General features: G+C 30.9%; 15 protein-coding genes. 6 read left to right on the top strand and 9 right to left on the bottom strand.

What is annotated here, in order from left to right:
* The first annotated feature begins 1 nt into the window (after position 1).
* The 4 genes from EV143_RS08650 (at position 2) to EV143_RS08635 (ending at position 3,405) form a co-directional block, all read left to right on the top strand.
* Positions 2-1,486: a peptide MFS transporter gene (locus EV143_RS08650; RefSeq protein ID WP_133507627.1), complete on the top strand. Its 1,485-nt coding sequence runs from the start codon at positions 2-4 to the stop codon at positions 1,484-1,486.
* A 52-nt stretch (positions 1,487-1,538) separates the two neighbouring features.
* Positions 1,539-2,006 (top strand): thioredoxin family protein, encoded by a 468-nt coding sequence (locus EV143_RS08645; RefSeq protein ID WP_133507557.1) that lies wholly within the window; start codon positions 1,539-1,541, stop codon positions 2,004-2,006.
* A 222-nt stretch (positions 2,007-2,228) separates the two neighbouring features.
* Complete coding sequence (locus EV143_RS08640; RefSeq protein WP_133507556.1) at positions 2,229-2,687, top strand: thioredoxin family protein; 459 nt, start codon at positions 2,229-2,231, stop codon at positions 2,685-2,687.
* Positions 2,688-2,955: 268 nt separating this feature from the next.
* Positions 2,956-3,405, top strand: a complete 450-nt coding sequence (locus EV143_RS08635; RefSeq protein WP_133507555.1) for a thioredoxin family protein — start codon at positions 2,956-2,958, stop codon at positions 3,403-3,405.
* Between the two features lie 11 nt (positions 3,406-3,416).
* Here the strand turns inward: EV143_RS08635 and EV143_RS08630 are convergent, their stop codons facing one another.
* From EV143_RS08630 to surE, 5 genes are all read right to left on the bottom strand, one after another.
* Positions 3,417-5,453 carry a ComEC/Rec2 family competence protein gene (locus EV143_RS08630; RefSeq protein ID WP_133507554.1) on the bottom strand — a complete coding sequence of 679 codons (2,037 nt, stop codon included), beginning with the start codon at positions 5,451-5,453 and terminating at the stop codon, positions 3,417-3,419.
* Positions 5,454-5,505: 52 nt separating this feature from the next.
* Positions 5,506-5,988, bottom strand: coding sequence for a C40 family peptidase (locus EV143_RS08625; RefSeq protein ID WP_133507553.1), 483 nt, complete (start codon positions 5,986-5,988; stop codon positions 5,506-5,508).
* A gap of 9 nt (positions 5,989-5,997) precedes the next feature.
* The gene (gene lpxB, locus EV143_RS08620; protein WP_133507552.1) at positions 5,998-7,113 is read right to left on the bottom strand and encodes a lipid-A-disaccharide synthase; all 1,116 of its coding nucleotides are present in this window, start codon (positions 7,111-7,113) and stop codon (positions 5,998-6,000) included.
* Between the two features lie 67 nt (positions 7,114-7,180).
* Positions 7,181-7,453, bottom strand: coding sequence for a hypothetical protein (locus tag EV143_RS08615; RefSeq protein WP_133507551.1), 273 nt, complete (start codon positions 7,451-7,453; stop codon positions 7,181-7,183).
* On the bottom strand, positions 7,446-8,225 hold the full coding sequence (surE, locus tag EV143_RS08610; RefSeq protein ID WP_133507550.1) for a 5'/3'-nucleotidase SurE: 780 nt from the start codon (positions 8,223-8,225) through the stop codon (positions 7,446-7,448). Before surE ends, EV143_RS08615 begins: the two co-directional genes overlap by 8 nt.
* 216 nt (positions 8,226-8,441) lie before the next feature.
* On the opposite strand from surE, the gene EV143_RS08605 reads away from it, so the two are divergent.
* Positions 8,442-10,625 carry a carboxy terminal-processing peptidase gene (locus tag EV143_RS08605; RefSeq protein ID WP_133507549.1) on the top strand — a complete coding sequence of 728 codons (2,184 nt, stop codon included), beginning with the start codon at positions 8,442-8,444 and terminating at the stop codon, positions 10,623-10,625.
* 87 nt (positions 10,626-10,712) lie between these two features.
* Positions 10,713-11,489, top strand: coding sequence for a DNA/RNA non-specific endonuclease (locus tag EV143_RS08600; RefSeq protein WP_410503700.1), 777 nt, complete (start codon positions 10,713-10,715; stop codon positions 11,487-11,489).
* Here EV143_RS08600 and rpe read toward each other — a convergent pair.
* The 4 genes from rpe to EV143_RS08580 form a co-directional block, all read right to left on the bottom strand.
* On the bottom strand, positions 11,466-12,128 hold the full coding sequence (gene rpe, locus EV143_RS08595; RefSeq protein ID WP_133507548.1) for a ribulose-phosphate 3-epimerase: 663 nt from the start codon (positions 12,126-12,128) through the stop codon (positions 11,466-11,468). The two genes, EV143_RS08600 and rpe, sit on opposite strands and share 24 nt — an antisense overlap.
* A 331-nt stretch (positions 12,129-12,459) precedes the next feature.
* Positions 12,460-13,323 (bottom strand): sigma-70 family RNA polymerase sigma factor, encoded by an 864-nt coding sequence (locus EV143_RS08590; protein ID WP_007804760.1) that lies wholly within the window; start codon positions 13,321-13,323, stop codon positions 12,460-12,462.
* A 142-nt stretch (positions 13,324-13,465) separates the two neighbouring features.
* Positions 13,466-15,223, bottom strand: a complete 1,758-nt coding sequence (locus EV143_RS08585; protein ID WP_133507547.1) for a hypothetical protein — start codon at positions 15,221-15,223, stop codon at positions 13,466-13,468.
* 20 nt (positions 15,224-15,243) lie between these two features.
* Positions 15,244-16,467, bottom strand: a complete 1,224-nt coding sequence (locus tag EV143_RS08580) for a DUF4249 domain-containing protein (RefSeq protein ID WP_133507546.1) — start codon at positions 16,465-16,467, stop codon at positions 15,244-15,246.
* Positions 16,468-16,476 lie beyond the last annotated feature (9 nt).

Genomic DNA, 16,476 nt, shown 5'->3' with positions numbered 1-16,476 from the left:
TATGGAAAACAATACAGCTTTAGAGGAAATTCAAAATTTTAAAGGTAAATATCCAAAACAGTTGTGGTATTTATTTTTAGTTGAAATGTGGGAGCGTTTTTGCTTTTATGGAATGAGAGGGGTTTTAGCTTTTTTTATGGTAGACCAATTAGGTTTGCTCGAAGGAAAAGCAAATCTTCAATATGGAGCTATTCAGGCATTTGTTTATGCTTTTACTTTTATTGGAGGAATTTTTGCAGATAAAATTTTAGGATTTAAAAAGTCACTTCTTTTTGGAGGAATCGTGATGATTTTAGGTAATTTACTTATTGCTGCAAATCCGCATGATTTCTTTTATTACGGAATAACACTTTCTATTATTGGAACCGGCTTTTTTAAACCTAACGTTTCGTCAATGGTTGGTGAATTATATCATGAAAAAGACGGAAGACGTGACGCTGGTTATGGATTATTTTACGCCGGAATTAATATAGGCGGAATGCTGGGAGGCGCTATTCCTATTTATTTAGGAAAAAATTATTCCTGGAGTTTATGTTTTCTTTCTGCAGCAATTGTTATGATTATTGGTGTTGTTACTTTTCTTTTAACAAAAAAACATTTAGCACCAATAGGAAATTCTCCTTTAGAAAATCATACTCCTAAAAAACGTAACCTTTATGAAATAGCCGTTTATGTAGGATCATTTTTAGTAATTCCATTGGTTTATATCATGGTTATAAATTCTGATTTTACGGAGTATTTTATGTATTCAATTGGTGTTGCGGCATTAGTATACTTTTTGTTTGAATTATTGAGAATAGAAGATAGAAAACAACAATATAAACTTTTGGCAGCCTTTGTATTTATCTTCGGATATTTCATGTTTATGGCAATCTCTGAGCAATCAGGTGGTTCTTTGTCGTTGTTTGCAAAAGATAACTTAACAAATAAGCTGTTTTTTTTTCACATAGATCCAAATGTGGTTAATAATAGTATAAATTCATTGTATGTTATTATTTTTAGCCCTTTAGTTGGATTGTTATGGATCTTTCTTTACAAAAGAAAAATCGAACCTAATACCGTTATTAAATTCGGATTCTCTTTTATATTGTTAGCCGCTGGTTTCTTTATTTTTTATAGCGCCAGATTTTTTATTGATGAAAAAGGATTAAGTTCTCTAAATGTATTTGCCCTGGGTTACTTGTTGTATACACTTGGTGAATTATGTATTGGACCAATTGGAATGTCTGTAATTACAAAATTATCACCAAAAAGATTATTTGGTATGATGATGGGGCTTTGGTTTTTATCAAGTGCCTTCGGGCAATTTGCTGCAGGAAAACTTGGTTCAGAAATGTCGAATGCAAATACCGGAACAACTTTAATGTCTAAACTTATTGCTTACACAGATGGATATTATCAATTGGCATTATATTCTTTAATTGCAGGTATTGTTTTGATTGTAACTACGCCTTTGATAAAAAAATTAATGCAAGAAGTAAAATAGATACATTTTGCGATTTAAATTTTGTTTAGCTTTGTAAAAAATTAAAATGACCATGAAAAAAATATTTTTAATCGCCTTGTTTATCGCTGGCGCCTTTGCTTCGCAAGCACAAGAGTTAAAATGGTATACTGATGTAAAAGAAGCAATTACGGTAAGTAATAAAGAAAATAAACCAATGCTGATGTTTTTTACAGGAAGTGATTGGTGCGGATGGTGTATTCGTTTGCAAAATGAAGTTCTGAAAACAACTGAATTTCAAAAATGGGCATCAGACAACGTTATTTTGGTGGAATTAGATTATCCTAGAAGAACTCCTCAGGCTCCTGAAATAAAAAGCCAGAATAATGAATTGCAACAAGCTTTTGGTATTCAGGGTTTTCCAACGGTGTTTTTTACCAGTGCCGAATCTAAAGATGGAAAAATTAACTTTAAAGGTCTGGGTCAGACGGGATATGTTGCTGGTGGTCCATCTGCTTGGTTAGCAGTAGCTGAAGGAATTGTTCATCCTAAAAAATCCTAAATAAAAGACATTTTTAATTAAATATATCTAAAACTCCTTACAGCAATGTAAGGAGTTTTTTTGTTAGGTAAGAAAAAGTTTTCAATTATATATTTGGTAATTATTATTTTGATATTTTATTGGTGATAAAAAAACATATAATTTATTTTTTATATTAATAAAACTTGTAAAATTAAAATATTATGTTAATTTAGTCGTGCTAATCTAACCAACCAAATTGATATGACTAAAAAATTACTTATCCTACTTGTTTTTTTTGGTTCATACCTGTTGCATGCTCAAAATCTAGTTTGGAGAACAAATATGACTGATGCTATCGCAATAAGTAACGAACAAAGAAAACCGATGTTGATCTTATTCACCTCCTCAGGTGTAGCTGACAATCTTCAAAATGAAATCTTTAAAACACCAGATTTTGCCGTGTGGTCACGTGACAATGTTATATTGGTGAAATTGGACTTATCTGATATTAATGCTTCTGATAGTGATAAAGAACAAAATGTACGGCTAAAAGATGCCTTTGGTGTTGTCGAATTGCCCGAAGTTTGTTTTGCAAGTGCTTCTGTTAGGAAAAACAAAACAACTTTTAGCGCTTTAGGCAAACTTTCCTATAAACCAGGTGGTGCAAAATCCTGGATTAATGAATCAAACGCGATTTTACATCCTGTAGAAAGCGAATAACTAAAATTTAAATTAAGTTTCTTAGTTTAATTTGTAGGATCCCTTTTCAGCAATTGTATGAAAAGGGATATTTTTTTAAATTATCAAGCATTCATTACCAATCGTTTTGATATTTAAAGGCAATATTTATTTTCATTATCATATTTTTTTTTACTTAAAATATCAAATCTACTTTTATTGAGTTTTGTTTACTTTTTTAACTCATTGAATCTTGTTTTTTAGTGTTATTATGTTAAATTGGTTCAAAATATTAACCAAATCTTCTATTATGACCAAAAAACTACTTATCCTACTATTTTTTTTAGGTTCATTATTTGTTGAATCTCAAAACTTGGTCTGGAATACAGACATGAGTACTGCAATAGCACTTAGTAATGATCAGAGAAAACCGTTGCTTATCTTTTTTACGACAAAAGAAACAGCAGATAAAATTCAGAATGAAATATTTAAAACTTCTGATTTTGAATCCTGGTCGGCTAAAAATGTTGTTCTGGTAAAACTAGACTTGTCGGATCCTACGGTATCTGAGAGTGTTAGAGATCAAAATCTTTCTTTAAAAAATGCTTTTGGAATCGATGAACTACCCCAGGTTTGTTACGCCACTGCATCTATTAGAAAAGGAAAAACCAATTTCAGTTCATTAGGAAAACTTGGCTATAAGTCCGGAACCGTAAAGTCCTGGATATATGAATCTGATTTACTTTTAAATCCTGAATAAATTTCAATTTCTTAGTTTAATTTAAAATATCCTTTTTCGCGAATAGAATGAAAAGGGATATTTTTTTTCAGACAACTGGCTTCCCAATATTTTTGAAAAGAATAGGAATTAGTGGCATCTGCGACAACTACTTTTGGATTTACTTCTTCCAATAAACGATCTAAATTTATTTTTGGCGATTGTGTAAGTACAATAATATTCGATTGAATTTTTTTTGGATAAACGCCGCTGCTATCTATGAGAAGAATTCTTTTATTATTAAAAAATAACGTGTTTTTGATTGGATTAATTGCTTTTAAATGCCCAAAATTCCCAACTAAATAAGCATCGAAGATTCCGTTTTTTGATCCATTTTTTAAGAGACTGTCATTTGTAAAAAGCGCAATATTTCTTCCAGTTCTCTCTGTAATAATTGTTTTTTTCTTTGCATTAAAAACAATTAATTCCTGTTGATTTTCAATTTCCTTTTTTGTGAAAATAAATGAAATTTGTACTAGAATTATTGTGATCAGAACGATTAGTAATTTGTTATAATTTGGATTTTTGAGCCAAACTATAGTTGCTATAGTCAACAGATAAAAAGTTACTAAATAGTAAAAATTGAAACTAATATCTCTTATTACAAATGATTGAAATGAAGCTACATAATGTATTATTAGATTTAAAAGATAAATGCTTTTTTCAAAAATGACAACGATAAATACAGGACAACTATGAAAAACAGAAATCACCATAACAATAATTCCGGCTATCATTATAAAAGATAAGACTGGTAAAATTAAAATATTGGTTACAAAGAAGAGTCCGGGAAACTGATGAAAGTAATACAAACAGATAGGGAAAGTGCCTATTTGAGCGGCAAATGAAACGGTTAAAGCTTCCCATATATAATTTACAATCTTATTTTTTGGATCACAGATGTTTTTTAATAATGGCTGAAGCCAGAGAATTGAAAATAAGGCGATATAACTCAGCTGAAATCCGACATCAAATAAAAAATAAGGTTCGAAAAGTAATATCAGTAAAACGGAAACCAATAAAGTATGATAAGTATTAGTGCTTCTGCGTAAATGATTGCCAATGGCCAAAAATGAAAACATAACTACAGAACGCAAAACCGGTGGAGAAAGTCCGGACACAATCGCAAATAAACCTAAAGAGATTAAAATCGCCATTAATTTTATAAAAGAACCTTTTCTGGTATTAGGGATTGGTTTTAAAATAAAAAGAATAAACAGCATAATAAAGCCAACATGCAGCCCGGAAACAGATAAAACATGTGTTGCTCCTGAATATTGGTAGTCCTGAATAATATCTGCAGAAATATCTTGCTGCTGCCCTAAAATTAATGCCATTGCAACATGCATTTCGGCTCTGTTAAAATTAGCTTTTTCAAGATTTGTAACGATTCTTGTATTTAAGCGCGAAGCATAAAACCAAATGTCTTTTTTGATTTTTCGGTTTACTCTAATCTCTGATTGCGTAGTGTAAATTTGCGCATATATTTGTTTGTTAGACAGGTATTTGCCATAATCAAATTGATATGGATTTTTGGCAGAACTACTGGCTTGCAATGCTGTTTTTACCCGAATTACGTTTCCTGTTATAAGTGGATTCGCCGATTTCTGTTTCTGTATGTTTACGATAATTTTTCCATTATAATTCTCGTTATCAATACTATTAATAATGGCGACAAAACGATCATTATAATCATTGCCTTTTATTTTTTCGCGTAATGTACACGTAATAAAATGTGGTTTTTCGAAAGCGTTTTTGAAATGTAAATAATTTGATTTTTGAAGAGAATCGGTATTAATTAATAAGCTGATAATGCCAATGAAAAATGAGGTGAAATAGGTAATTATTCCGAAAACAGAATTTAGTTTTTTGTTCTTTTTAGAAAGAAAATATAAGATCGAAAGGAGTAAAAGGCTAATAATTAAAGCAATTGAACTAATCTGAATTGTTGGCTGCCAGTAATAACAAACCAAAATGCCCAAAATAAAGCCAATCGTAATTTTAATCAAAGGGAAATCTAATACTTTCATGAGTTAAAAGTATTAAAAATTTGTAAGAAAAATAATATTTTATTAAATAATATTACTCGATAATTCTGTTGATTTGCACAAATGAATCATGATAATATAATTCTTTTGTAGACGAAATGATTACGCCTTTTGAAGTTGAAGAGTGCACAAATTTTATCTCATCAGAATTTACTTCAGTAATTAAACCAACGTGATTAATTCGATTGCTTTTATTGGTTTTAAAGAAAATTAAATCGCCTTTTTTGGCCTCATCAAATTTAATTATTTTTCCAATTTTAGCCTGATCGTAGGAAGGTCTGGGAAGGTTTATATTTTCAGATTCAAAAGTGGTGAATACCAGACCGGAGCAATCAAAACCATTTCTGGTTGTTCCTCCAGCTTTATAAGGCACGCCAATATTGTCGGTTGCTTTTTCAATTAAATTTTTAATAATTGATTTATTTTCTTTAGATCCATTTTTGTTTGTTGCAACTGAACTTGATTTACAATAAGCAAATAGTGTAACAATAAACAATAAAGAGAGAATCTTCGTCAAAGCTAAAATTTAAGGGTTTAAATCGGCAACGATAAGTTTTGCAGTTTTTTTACTGGCTCCAACGCCGCCCAATTTCTGCTCTAAGATATCATAATTTTTCAACAGTTTTTCACGATAATCCGGTTTTAGTAATTTTTGCAATTCTTCTTTAATGCGTTTTGTATTGCAGTCATCCTGAATTAATTCAGTTACAACTTCCTGATCCATAATTAAATTGACAAGCGAAATGTATTTTAAAGTAATAATACGTTTTGCGATTTGGTATGAAGCCCAACTTCCTTTATAGCAAACAACTTCGGGAACTTTAAAAAGAGCCGTTTCTAAAGTTGCAGTTCCGGATGTTACTAAAGCCGCTTTTGAAGAGCGAAGTAAATCATACGTTTTATTCGAAACAAATTTGATGTTTTTATTACTGATAAATTGCTGATAAAACTCAAAATCCTGACTCGGTGCACCGGCGATTACAAATTCATAATCCTGAAAATCATCAACAACACTAAGCATGACACTAAGCATTTTTGTGATTTCCTGCTTACGGCTTCCCGGTAAAACAGCAATAATTGGTTTTTCGCCCAATTGATTTTCTTTTCTAAAAGTGCTTTCATCAAATGGAGGCTGATTTTGAATGGCATCAATTAACGGATGTCCAACAAAATCTACAGGAAAATGATGTTTATCTTCGTAAAAACCTTTTTCAAAAGGCAAAATCACAAACATCTTATCAATATCTTGTTTAATAGCCTTAATTCTGTTTTCTTTCCAAGCCCAGATTTGAGGAGAAATATAATAATGAGTTTTATAATCTAAAGCTTTAGCCCATTTTGCAATGCGCATATTAAATCCCGGATAATCAATAAAAATTAAAACATCCGGTTTGAATTCACTAATGTCTTTTTTGCAAAAAGTAATATTGCTTAAAATAGTTTTCAGATTAAAAATAACTTCAACAAAACCCATAAAAGCCAGTTCACGATAGTGTTTTACTAAAGTTCCTCCGGTTTTTTGCATCAAATCACCACCCCAAAATCTAATTTCGGCTTGAGGATCTTCTTCATACAATGCTTTCATTAAATTTGAACCATGTAAATCTCCAGAGGCTTCGCCGGCTATAATGTAATATTTCATATCGATTTTTTTGAAAGTGTGTTTCCATTTTCAAACACAACATTTTTTTGCAATGCAAAGATAAGATTTAAATAAACAAAGTCGAAATAGCCAAAATAATCACAGCCAAAATAACACCTCTTGCCATAAATTCTTTGTTCATTTTTAAAAGAATTGTAAAAACAACCAAGTCTAAAACAGTACCCAAAGTAATTACTTTTCCTAAATATCCATATTGTCTAATGGTTTGAAGTCCTGTCGAAACATCAAAAGGCGTAAACAGCGTAATGAATAAATAACTTCCAAGCATCGAAGTAAAAATTCCGATAAAAAAACCAATAATTAAATCTTTTTTATCCATTTAATTTCCAGGTATTAAGTTGTTGCATAGTATGATGTGCTGTTAAATCAAATTGTACGGGAACTATAGAAATATAGCCATTTTCTAAAGCCCATTCATCAGTATCTTCTCCCTGATCTTCGTTGACGAATTTTCCGGTAAGCCAATAATAATCTTTACCAAAAGGAGTTTGTCGTTTATCAAATTTTTGAGCATAATAGGCTTTTGCCTGACGACAAATTTTTATCCCCTTAATTTCATTTTCTTTTAGCTTCGGAAAATTGACATTTAGAACTACGCCTTTAGGTAGTTTATTGTCAAGCGTTTCCAGCGTAATTTTTTTAATGAAAGATTTTATAGGCTCAAAATCGGCATTCCAGTCATAATCTAATAATGAAAAACCAATGGCCGGAATTCCCTCAATTCCTGCTTCAACGGCAGCGCTCATGGTTCCGGAATAAATTACGTTTATAGAAGAATTAGATCCGTGGTTAACGCCTGAAACACATAAGTCAGGCTTTCTTTTTAAAATTTCATTTACAGCCAGTTTTACACAATCAACGGGAGTTCCGGAACAGCTATATTCAGCAATAGGATCTTCTTCTTTCGAAATTTTATCCAGATACAAAGTATTGTTGATGGTAATGGCATGTCCCATGGCACTTTGAGGTTTGTCCGGAGCTACAACAATCACATCTCCAATGGTTTCCATAACGCTTATCAAAGCTCTGATTCCGGGCGCCAGAATACCATCGTCATTGGTAACTAATATAAGTGGTTTTTCTTTTTCCATAATTTAAAAATAGTGCCGTTTCATGACTGTTTTGGCAGCTTTATAAAAGCAAATGTAATAACAGATTTTGGTAGAATACTAACAAATAAAATAAAATTTGTCAACTTAACTTAAGTTGTCTTTGGTACTTCAAACATTTTTATATCTTTAACAAAAAATTATAGTGAACTTGGCTTTACTGGCTTAGTTTTTACCGTAACTTAGATTAAAAAATTGATGAATGCTATTATTAAATTTATGAAAAGAAATTATAAAATACTTATAGCCGTATTATGCTTGTCTTTAACCTTATTTGCTTTTAAAATAAACGCTGATAAACAGGATGATCCGGACCCAAACAGAGATAAAACACTTTTAGAATTGCTTGCATTTGTTATTGAAAAAGGACACTACAGTCCGGCTGAAATAAATGATGACTTTTCGAAAGGAATTTTTAAAGATTATATCGATGCACTTGATCCTTCAAAAAGATTCTTTTTGCAATCAGATATTGATGAATTTAAGCAATATGAATTGCAGTTAGATGATCAGTTTTTGAATAAGGATTTGACATTCTTCAATCTTACTTATACAAGATTGATGAAACGTATGGAAGAAAGCAAAAAACGCTATAAAACTATTTTAGCGCAACCTTTCAACTACAATGTTGATGAGACTTTTAATGCCGATTATGATGCAATTCCTTATGCAAAAAATCTAACAGAAATTAATGAAAGATGGAGAAAGCAAATTAAATTGTCTACTCTTTCTTCGTTAGTAACAAAACAAAAGTTAGAAGAAGATAAAAAGAAAACAGATCCTGCTTATAAAGTAAAATCGTTTGAGGATCTTGAAAAAGAAACTCGTGATAGTTCGTTAAAATCTTTAGACGATAACTTTAGTCTTATTAAAGATTTAAATAAAGAAGATTGGTTTTCTGTGTACGTGAATTCTATTATGACACGTTTTGATCCGCATACAAGTTATTTTGCTCCAGAGGAAAAAGATCGTTTTGATGTAAATATCAGTGGAAAATTAGAAGGTATTGGTGCAAGATTAACTAAGAAAAATGATTTTACTCAAATTGATGAATTAATTTCAGGCGGACCAGCATGGAAAGGAAAACAACTTGAGGCCGGAGATTTAATTTTGAAAGTAGCACAAGGAAACGAAGAGCCTGTAGATGTTGTAGGTATGCGTTTGGATGATGTTGTGAAAAAAATTAAAGGACATAAAGGAACTGAAGTAAAACTTACCGTTAAAAAAGTTGACGGAAGCATTAAAGTTATTTCGATAATAAGAGATGTTGTTGAAATTGAAGAAACCTATGCTAAATCTAGTATTGTAGAAAAAAATGGATTGAAATACGGTGTAATCTATTTGCCTAAATTTTATATTGATTTTGAAAATAAAGATGGTCGTGATGCCGGAAAAGATATCGCTCTTGAAGTAGAGAGATTGAAAAAAGAAGACATTAACGGAATTGTACTTGATGTTCGTGATGATGGTGGTGGATCTTTATCTACTGTTGTTGATATTGCTGGTTTATTTATCGAAGAAGGACCAATTGTTCAGGTAAAATCAGCAGGAAAAAAGAAAGAAGTTTTATACGATAAAGATAAAAAAATCGAGTGGGATGGACCGTTAGTAATTATGGTTAACAGTTTCTCTGCTTCGGCTTCAGAAATTTTGGCTGCTGCAATTCAGGATTACAAACGTGGAATTATCATTGGAAGTAAACAAACTTATGGAAAAGGAACTGTTCAAAATGTTCTGGATTTAAATCAGTTTGTTCGTAATACAAATTATGGCGATTTAGGAGCTTTGAAAATTACAGGTCAAAAGTTTTACAGAATCAACGGAGGTTCAACTCAATTAGAAGGAGTTCATAGTGATGTTGTTATGCCGGATCGTTATGCTTACTTAAAAATGGGAGAACGTGATATTGACAATGCAATGCCCTGGGATAAAATTGATCAGGCTGATTATAATACTTGGAACGGAAATCAAAAATTTAATCAGGCAATTGCAAATAGTACAACAAGAATTGCTCAAAGTCCTCAATTTAAATTAATTGAAGATAATGCAAAATGGATTGATGTTAAGAATAAAGAGAATACTTATAGTTTAAATATCAATAGTTTTAAAGCAACTCAGGAACAAGTTGAAAATGAAGGTAAAAAATACAAACCAATTTCAGATTATAAAAATAATTTGGTTTTTAAATCTTTGCCTTATGAAGAGCTTGAAATTAAAAATGACGCTACTTTAAAAGAAAAAAGAGAAGCTTGGCACCAGGCATTATCTAAGGATGTATATGTTGAAGAAGCATTGAATGTTTTAGATGATTTGCAATCAACAGGTAATGGTGCTAAAGGCGCTCCATCAAAAATGAAAAAAGATAAATTAGTAAAATCTTAATTTCTCAGAAAATTAATTTGTTATTTGAACGCTCCGAAAGTTTTATATTTACGGAGCGTTTTTTTATGGATTTAAGTTAAAAATAATATGATGAAGAGTTTTGTATTAATATTTGTAAGTGTGCTGTTCTTTTCCTGCAAAAATGAAGTTGAGAAAAAGGAAGTCGTAAAAGAACAGGAAGCTCAATTTGTGTCAAATCAAAATACAGATTCGTTGTATACTTTTGCTTATTTGCCTACATCAACTACTAAGCAAATCGTTAAGCATAAATATTATACACTTTCTTATTATGAAAAGTTCGAGCAGGCAGAATGGGTTGCGTATGAATTGAAGGCAGCGTATTTGAAAAACAATGATTTTAAAAGACCTTATTTTATTGAAGATCCAAAAGTAACTACAGGTTCTGCCGATTGGAGAAATTATAAAAAATCAGGTTATGATAAAGGCCATCTTTGCCCGGCGGGTGATATGGAGTTTGATAAAGAAGCTTATAATGATACTTTTTACACATCAAATATTTCTCCTCAAAAACATGATTTTAATAGCGGAATCTGGAATAGAGTTGAACAAAAAACGCGTTATTGGGCTGAAAAGTACAATGATATTTATGTCGTAACTGGAGGAATTTTGAAAGATTCGGATAAAAAAATAGGAACAGAAAAAGTATCTGTTCCTAAATATTTTTATAAAATTATTTTAGCCAAATCTGGGAAAGAACATAAAGCAATCGCCTTTTTGGTTCCGAATGAAGATAGTGATAAGTCAATTTATGATTTCGTAGTTTCTATTGAAACTTTAGAAAAAATGACCGGAATTGATTTCTTTCCGAATTTAAAAAATTTAAAAAGTAGTAAGGACTTTTAAATCGGCAATAGTTTGCGTTGGGTTTTCGGCTTTAAATACAAAGCTTCCTGCTACCAAAACATCTGCACCGGCTTCTACTAATTGTTTTGCATTTTTGTTGGTTACACCGCCGTCAATTTCAATAATAGTTGAAGCATTTTTACGTGTAATTAAAGCTTTTAGTTTTTTAACTTTATCGTAAGTGTTTTCGATAAATAATTGTCCTCCAAAACCAGGATTTACACTCATAATACAAACTAAGTCAATGTCATTAATCACATCTTCTAATAAATCGATATTAGTATGAGGGTTAATCGCCACTCCAGCTTTCATTCCTTCAGCTTTAATAGCTTGTAAAGTTCTGTGCAAGTGTGTACAGGCTTCGTAATGAACGCTTAAGATATTTGCTCCTAAATCGGCAAAAGTTTTAATGTACCTGTCCGGATCAACAATCATTAAATGTACATCAATTGTTTTTTTAGCATGTCTTGAAATAGCTTCTAGAACTGGCATTCCAAAAGAAATATTCGGAACAAATACTCCATCCATAATATCGATATGAAACCAATCAGCATCGCTGTTATTAATCATTTCGATATCACGTTGTAAATTCGCAAAATCAGCTGCAAGAACAGAAGGAGCAATAAGTGTATTCTTCATTGTGTGTAGTTGTGTTATTTTTTGCAAAGGTAGATTTTAGTTTGTTTAAAATGAAATTTTTTCGAACCATTAAGAGATTAAGAAAGTAAAGTTTTGGATGCTAAATTAACTTGCTTTTCAGTTAATTAAGAAGTTGCTTGATGAAAATTAATGCCTTAATGGTTCAAAAAACTCCAATAAAAAACTCCGGTAATCAGCCGGAGTTTCAATCATCAATCAAAAAACGAACAGTCAATCAAACTGTTGTTTACGGTAAAATTCCAAAGTTGAAAAATTCCAAATTCCAATAAAAGTTGGAATTTGGAATTTAAATATATTGAAATTTAAATTTTTATCCTAAATAAGTTTTAAGAATTTTACTTCTTGAAGTATGTTTTAATCTGCGGATTGCTTTTTCTTTAATCTGACGAACACGCTCACGGGTTAGGTCGAAAGTTTCTCCAATTTCTTCTAAAGTCATTGGGTGTTGATCTCCAAGACCAAAATACAAACGAACAACATCTGCCTCTCTTGGAGTTAATGTCTCTAATGAACGCTCAATTTCAGTACGTAATGATTCGTGAATTAATTCTCTGTCCGGGTTTGGAGATTCACCAGAACGTAAAACGTCGTAAAGGTTAGAATCTTCACCTTCAACAAGAGGTGCATCCATAGATAAGTGACGACCAGAGTTTTTCATTGACTCTTTTACGTCATTAACAGTCATATCAAGTTCCTTTGCAATTTCTTCAGCAGAAGGTGGGCGTTCGTTAGATTGCTCTAACAAAGCATACATTTTGTTGATTTTATTGATAGAACCAATTTTATTTAATGGTAAACGAACGATACGTGATTGTTCTGCAAGCGCTTGTAAGATCGATTGACGAATCCACCAAACTGCATAAGAGATAAATTTGAAACCACGAGTTTCATCAAAACGTTGAGCCGCTTTAATTAAACCTAAGTTTCCTTCGTTAATTAAATCAGGAAGCGTTAATCCTTGATTTTGATATTGTTTAGCAACCGATACTACGAAACGTAGGTTGGCTTTTGTAAGTTTTTCTAAAGCTCTTTGATCACCAGCCTTTATTCTTTGTGCTAATTCTACCTCTTCATCAGCGGTAATTAGGTCAACTTTTCCGATTTCTTGTAGATATTTATCTAACGATGCAGTTTCACGATTAGTTACCTGCTTGGTGATTTTAAGTTGTCTCATTGTATTGTCTCCTTATTTTTTAAAGTGTACAAATGGTTATACGTAAAGAGTTACGAAAAAGTTACAACATTTTGAAAAAAAAATAAAAATTCCCGTTTCATTTTTTTTGAAACGGGAATTTTTAGTACAATTAATTGCTTTATTAATTTGAAATTGAATCTTTTACTTCAAAAGTTTCTTTTAAAGAAACTGGAGTTCCATTATTTGTAAATCCTTCTAAACTTATTTCGAATGTTCCTGAAATGTCAGAAGTAAAGAAAGAAATTGTAGTTTCTTGATTCTCCAAAGATATTTCCGGTTGCCAAAGCAATTGATATCTATAATCCGGAATTCTTTCATATTTATTTTTATCTGTATAATCTTGTTTAAATGCCACTATTGTATTCTGAGGTCTTTGTATTTCTGTTTTTAAAATATAATCTCCCGTGGCTGAAGTTATATAATCATTGTTTTTGGTCGTAAAGTTTATAATTCCGTTAAAAGCTTTTGGTCCATAAAAATAGATGCCCGGAACAACACTAACTTTATATATGTTTTCTGTTTTGTAACTAAATAATTCGTTGACATTCTGAATTAATAACCCATCAACTAAAACCAATGCTGGTTCAGAAAAATAATTCATATCATAATTTATATCCCTAACACCTAAAAAGTAATTATTGTCTTTTTCACGGTAGTAAATTTCTTTTAGAACTTCTGTGATTGTCTCTTTTAGGCTGGGAAACATTGTATAATCGCCTAATATGTATTCTTTTGCCAAAGGCTGGTAAAATGGGATTGCTTTTAAATTAGTCGCTAAGCTGTCTTTTTTTAGAGAGTAATAGGCATTCTCTATTTGATTTGCTATTGATCTTTGCTCTATACTGTTTTTATAATCAGCAGTTAGATTAATTTCATAAGTGATTTTTAACTCTGACAAATTATTATAACCTTTGTTTTTGTCAATCTCTATTTTATAGTCATTTTTATCAATTTCAAAGACCTGAAAAGTGGCGTTAGTAAAGTTTGGATCTTTATCCAGAATAAAGATAAATCTTCCAAACTGGTTTGTTTTAGCAATTTTAAATGCAAAATCTTTACCAGGTAATGATAATGCTACACTTTTACCAGCAACCTCTTTTGGATTTTTAGTATTTGTAATAGTACCTGATAGTATTTCGCCCCGAAGTTCAGGAAGAAACGTGATCGAATCTTTTATTGCGTTTAATGACTCCTTTGTAGATTGAAGTTTTAAAAATTCAGAAGAATTCAGCTGTTTTTTTAATGGCAAATTATCAATTTTCTTTACAGAAATAGAATAACTTCCTTTGAAATTCTCAGAAATTAGTGTTTTTATTTTTAAGAAAACTTGTTCTCTTTCGTAAAATATTTTTTTATTAACTTCTAATACAAAACTCTCGGTTTTAGCCAAATTTTCAGGAATTGAATTATTTTCAGAAGTTTCCGATTGATTCTTTTGTAGCTGAGAATCTTTAGAAGAGATTATTTTTTTATTAGCAATGTATGGGTTAATTATTATGATATCAGTTAAATTGACTCTGTTGTCAATTTTATTTAGCATCCAATTTGTATAAGCTATAAGTTTGTAGTTACCTGTCTCAATTGTTGTTGGGATAAAGAAATCACCTTGTCCTTTTCCGTTATCCAGATAAATTTTATTAGTGAAAATAATCTGGTTATCATTATTAACAAGATCTACATATGCAATTTTACTAATTTTACTGAAAGTGTTGTTTGCTGGGTTTAAGCTATATAATTTGCAGTGTAGCGTTTCGCCAACAATTAATGTTGTATTGTTTAAATGAATAAAAATACTTTCATTCGTAGATTTACTTATAGTTTCATTTCTGTTTGATAAACTATTTTGTGCTATAGCTAATGTGTGAATTGCTATTAGCATTATTATACTGGTTATTTTTTTTAATCTATCCAAAATAAAGGTTTAATGTTAGATGAAAATGAAGTACAGTCACCACAAGGCGATGGAACAAATATAATTGTTGACAAATTGTCTCTATCGGAATAATATACTAGTTCAGGTACAGGTGATTGTACTAAAGCAAGAATTGTGTATCCTGCGCAACCCTGAACCCAGCAGTTCCCTAGCTCGATTGGTGTACAATCAACAAAAAACGGAGGGAAATTAGTGTCAGTAGTAAATATGTCTCTAAAATTAAAGAAAATCCTTTTTGAAGAAATAGATGATACTTCAAAATAACCAATTATTTTTTCGTTTGGATTATCAGTTGATTTTAAATTTCCATAATTAAATCCTGGTTGAACTTGTGAGAACAAACTTGTAGATGTAGAAAGGCTTTTTAATGTTTTGTAAAAAGTGTACGATTCTAAATTTTGAACATATTGGCGTACTAAAATACTATATCGCTCACCGATAATAGGGTTTTTGATATCTATAAATCGTATTGGCAGATTGATACGATCTTCACTTAACCCTACTGTACTTAATAAGATTATATCGTCTGATTTTTTTGTAGAGTAGCAAATTCTTGTTTCCTTATTTCTGGGAACTCTTAAAAAATTTGGCGTTTGACTAAGATCATTAGGGTCTACTATGAGTTTATTTGGTGTCCAGTAAGGCGATATTATTTTATATGTTTCTTCATATTCGTACCTGTAAAATTGTGATTTTGCATTTGGATCATAACTGCTCACAACAATTTGTACTCCTTTATTTCCATCTATAGTTTCAATTTTTGGCTCCACGTTAATCTCATTAACAGTCGTTAAAGTTTCAGATGATGAGGAATATGATTTTCCATCTATAGTAGTAATGTTTAATTGATATGATCTTCCAGGAACTGCCTGAAAAGGATTTTTTGAAACATAAAGACCGGAAAAATCTTCTGCTTCAAATTCATAAGTATTATTTTCACTATCCGTTACATAAACAATTGCTCCTTTTTCAAAAGGTGGTGCATTTTCTTCAAGCCGATATGATCGGGTAATTTTTATTTCCTGTTTTTTTAATTCATTTGTAATTTTTGCCTGCACTACAAGAATACTTTCAAATGTAGAATTTGTTTGAAAAACATATTGCTCTGTACAACCACCTATAGAAAAACAAAAAAGTAGTAAAGCGGATGTCTTATATAAAAGTCTGATATGTCGGATTAGGAATTCCATTTGTTTTGA

Origin of the sequence: Flavobacterium chryseum (assembly GCF_004362015.1) — a bacterium.
GTDB lineage: Bacteria > Bacteroidota > Bacteroidia > Flavobacteriales > Flavobacteriaceae > Flavobacterium.
This window is presented reverse-complemented; position numbering and strand designations above follow the sequence as displayed.

Coding starts and splice junctions, on each gene's coding strand:
- EV143_RS08580 (WP_133507546.1), bottom strand. CDS start 16,467: ATGGAATTCCTAATCCGACATATCAGACTTTTATATAAGACATCCGCT.
- EV143_RS08585 (WP_133507547.1), bottom strand. CDS start 15,223: ATGCTAATAGCAATTCACACATTAGCTATAGCACAAAATAGTTTATCA.
- EV143_RS08605 (WP_133507549.1), top strand. CDS start 8,442: ATGAATGCTATTATTAAATTTATGAAAAGAAATTATAAAATACTTATA.
- rpe (WP_133507548.1), bottom strand. CDS start 12,128: ATGAAGAATACACTTATTGCTCCTTCTGTTCTTGCAGCTGATTTTGCG.
- surE (WP_133507550.1), bottom strand. CDS start 8,225: ATGGAAAAAGAAAAACCACTTATATTAGTTACCAATGACGATGGTATT.
- EV143_RS08615 (WP_133507551.1), bottom strand. CDS start 7,453: ATGGATAAAAAAGATTTAATTATTGGTTTTTTTATCGGAATTTTTACT.
- lpxB (WP_133507552.1), bottom strand. CDS start 7,113: ATGAAATATTACATTATAGCCGGCGAAGCCTCTGGAGATTTACATGGT.
- EV143_RS08650 (WP_133507627.1), top strand. CDS start 2: ATGGAAAACAATACAGCTTTAGAGGAAATTCAAAATTTTAAAGGTAAA.
- EV143_RS08635 (WP_133507555.1), top strand. CDS start 2,956: ATGACCAAAAAACTACTTATCCTACTATTTTTTTTAGGTTCATTATTT.
- EV143_RS08645 (WP_133507557.1), top strand. CDS start 1,539: ATGAAAAAAATATTTTTAATCGCCTTGTTTATCGCTGGCGCCTTTGCT.
- EV143_RS08600 (WP_410503700.1), top strand. CDS start 10,713: ATGATGAAGAGTTTTGTATTAATATTTGTAAGTGTGCTGTTCTTTTCC.
- EV143_RS08640 (WP_133507556.1), top strand. CDS start 2,229: ATGACTAAAAAATTACTTATCCTACTTGTTTTTTTTGGTTCATACCTG.
- EV143_RS08590 (WP_007804760.1), bottom strand. CDS start 13,323: ATGAGACAACTTAAAATCACCAAGCAGGTAACTAATCGTGAAACTGCA.
- EV143_RS08630 (WP_133507554.1), bottom strand. CDS start 5,453: ATGAAAGTATTAGATTTCCCTTTGATTAAAATTACGATTGGCTTTATT.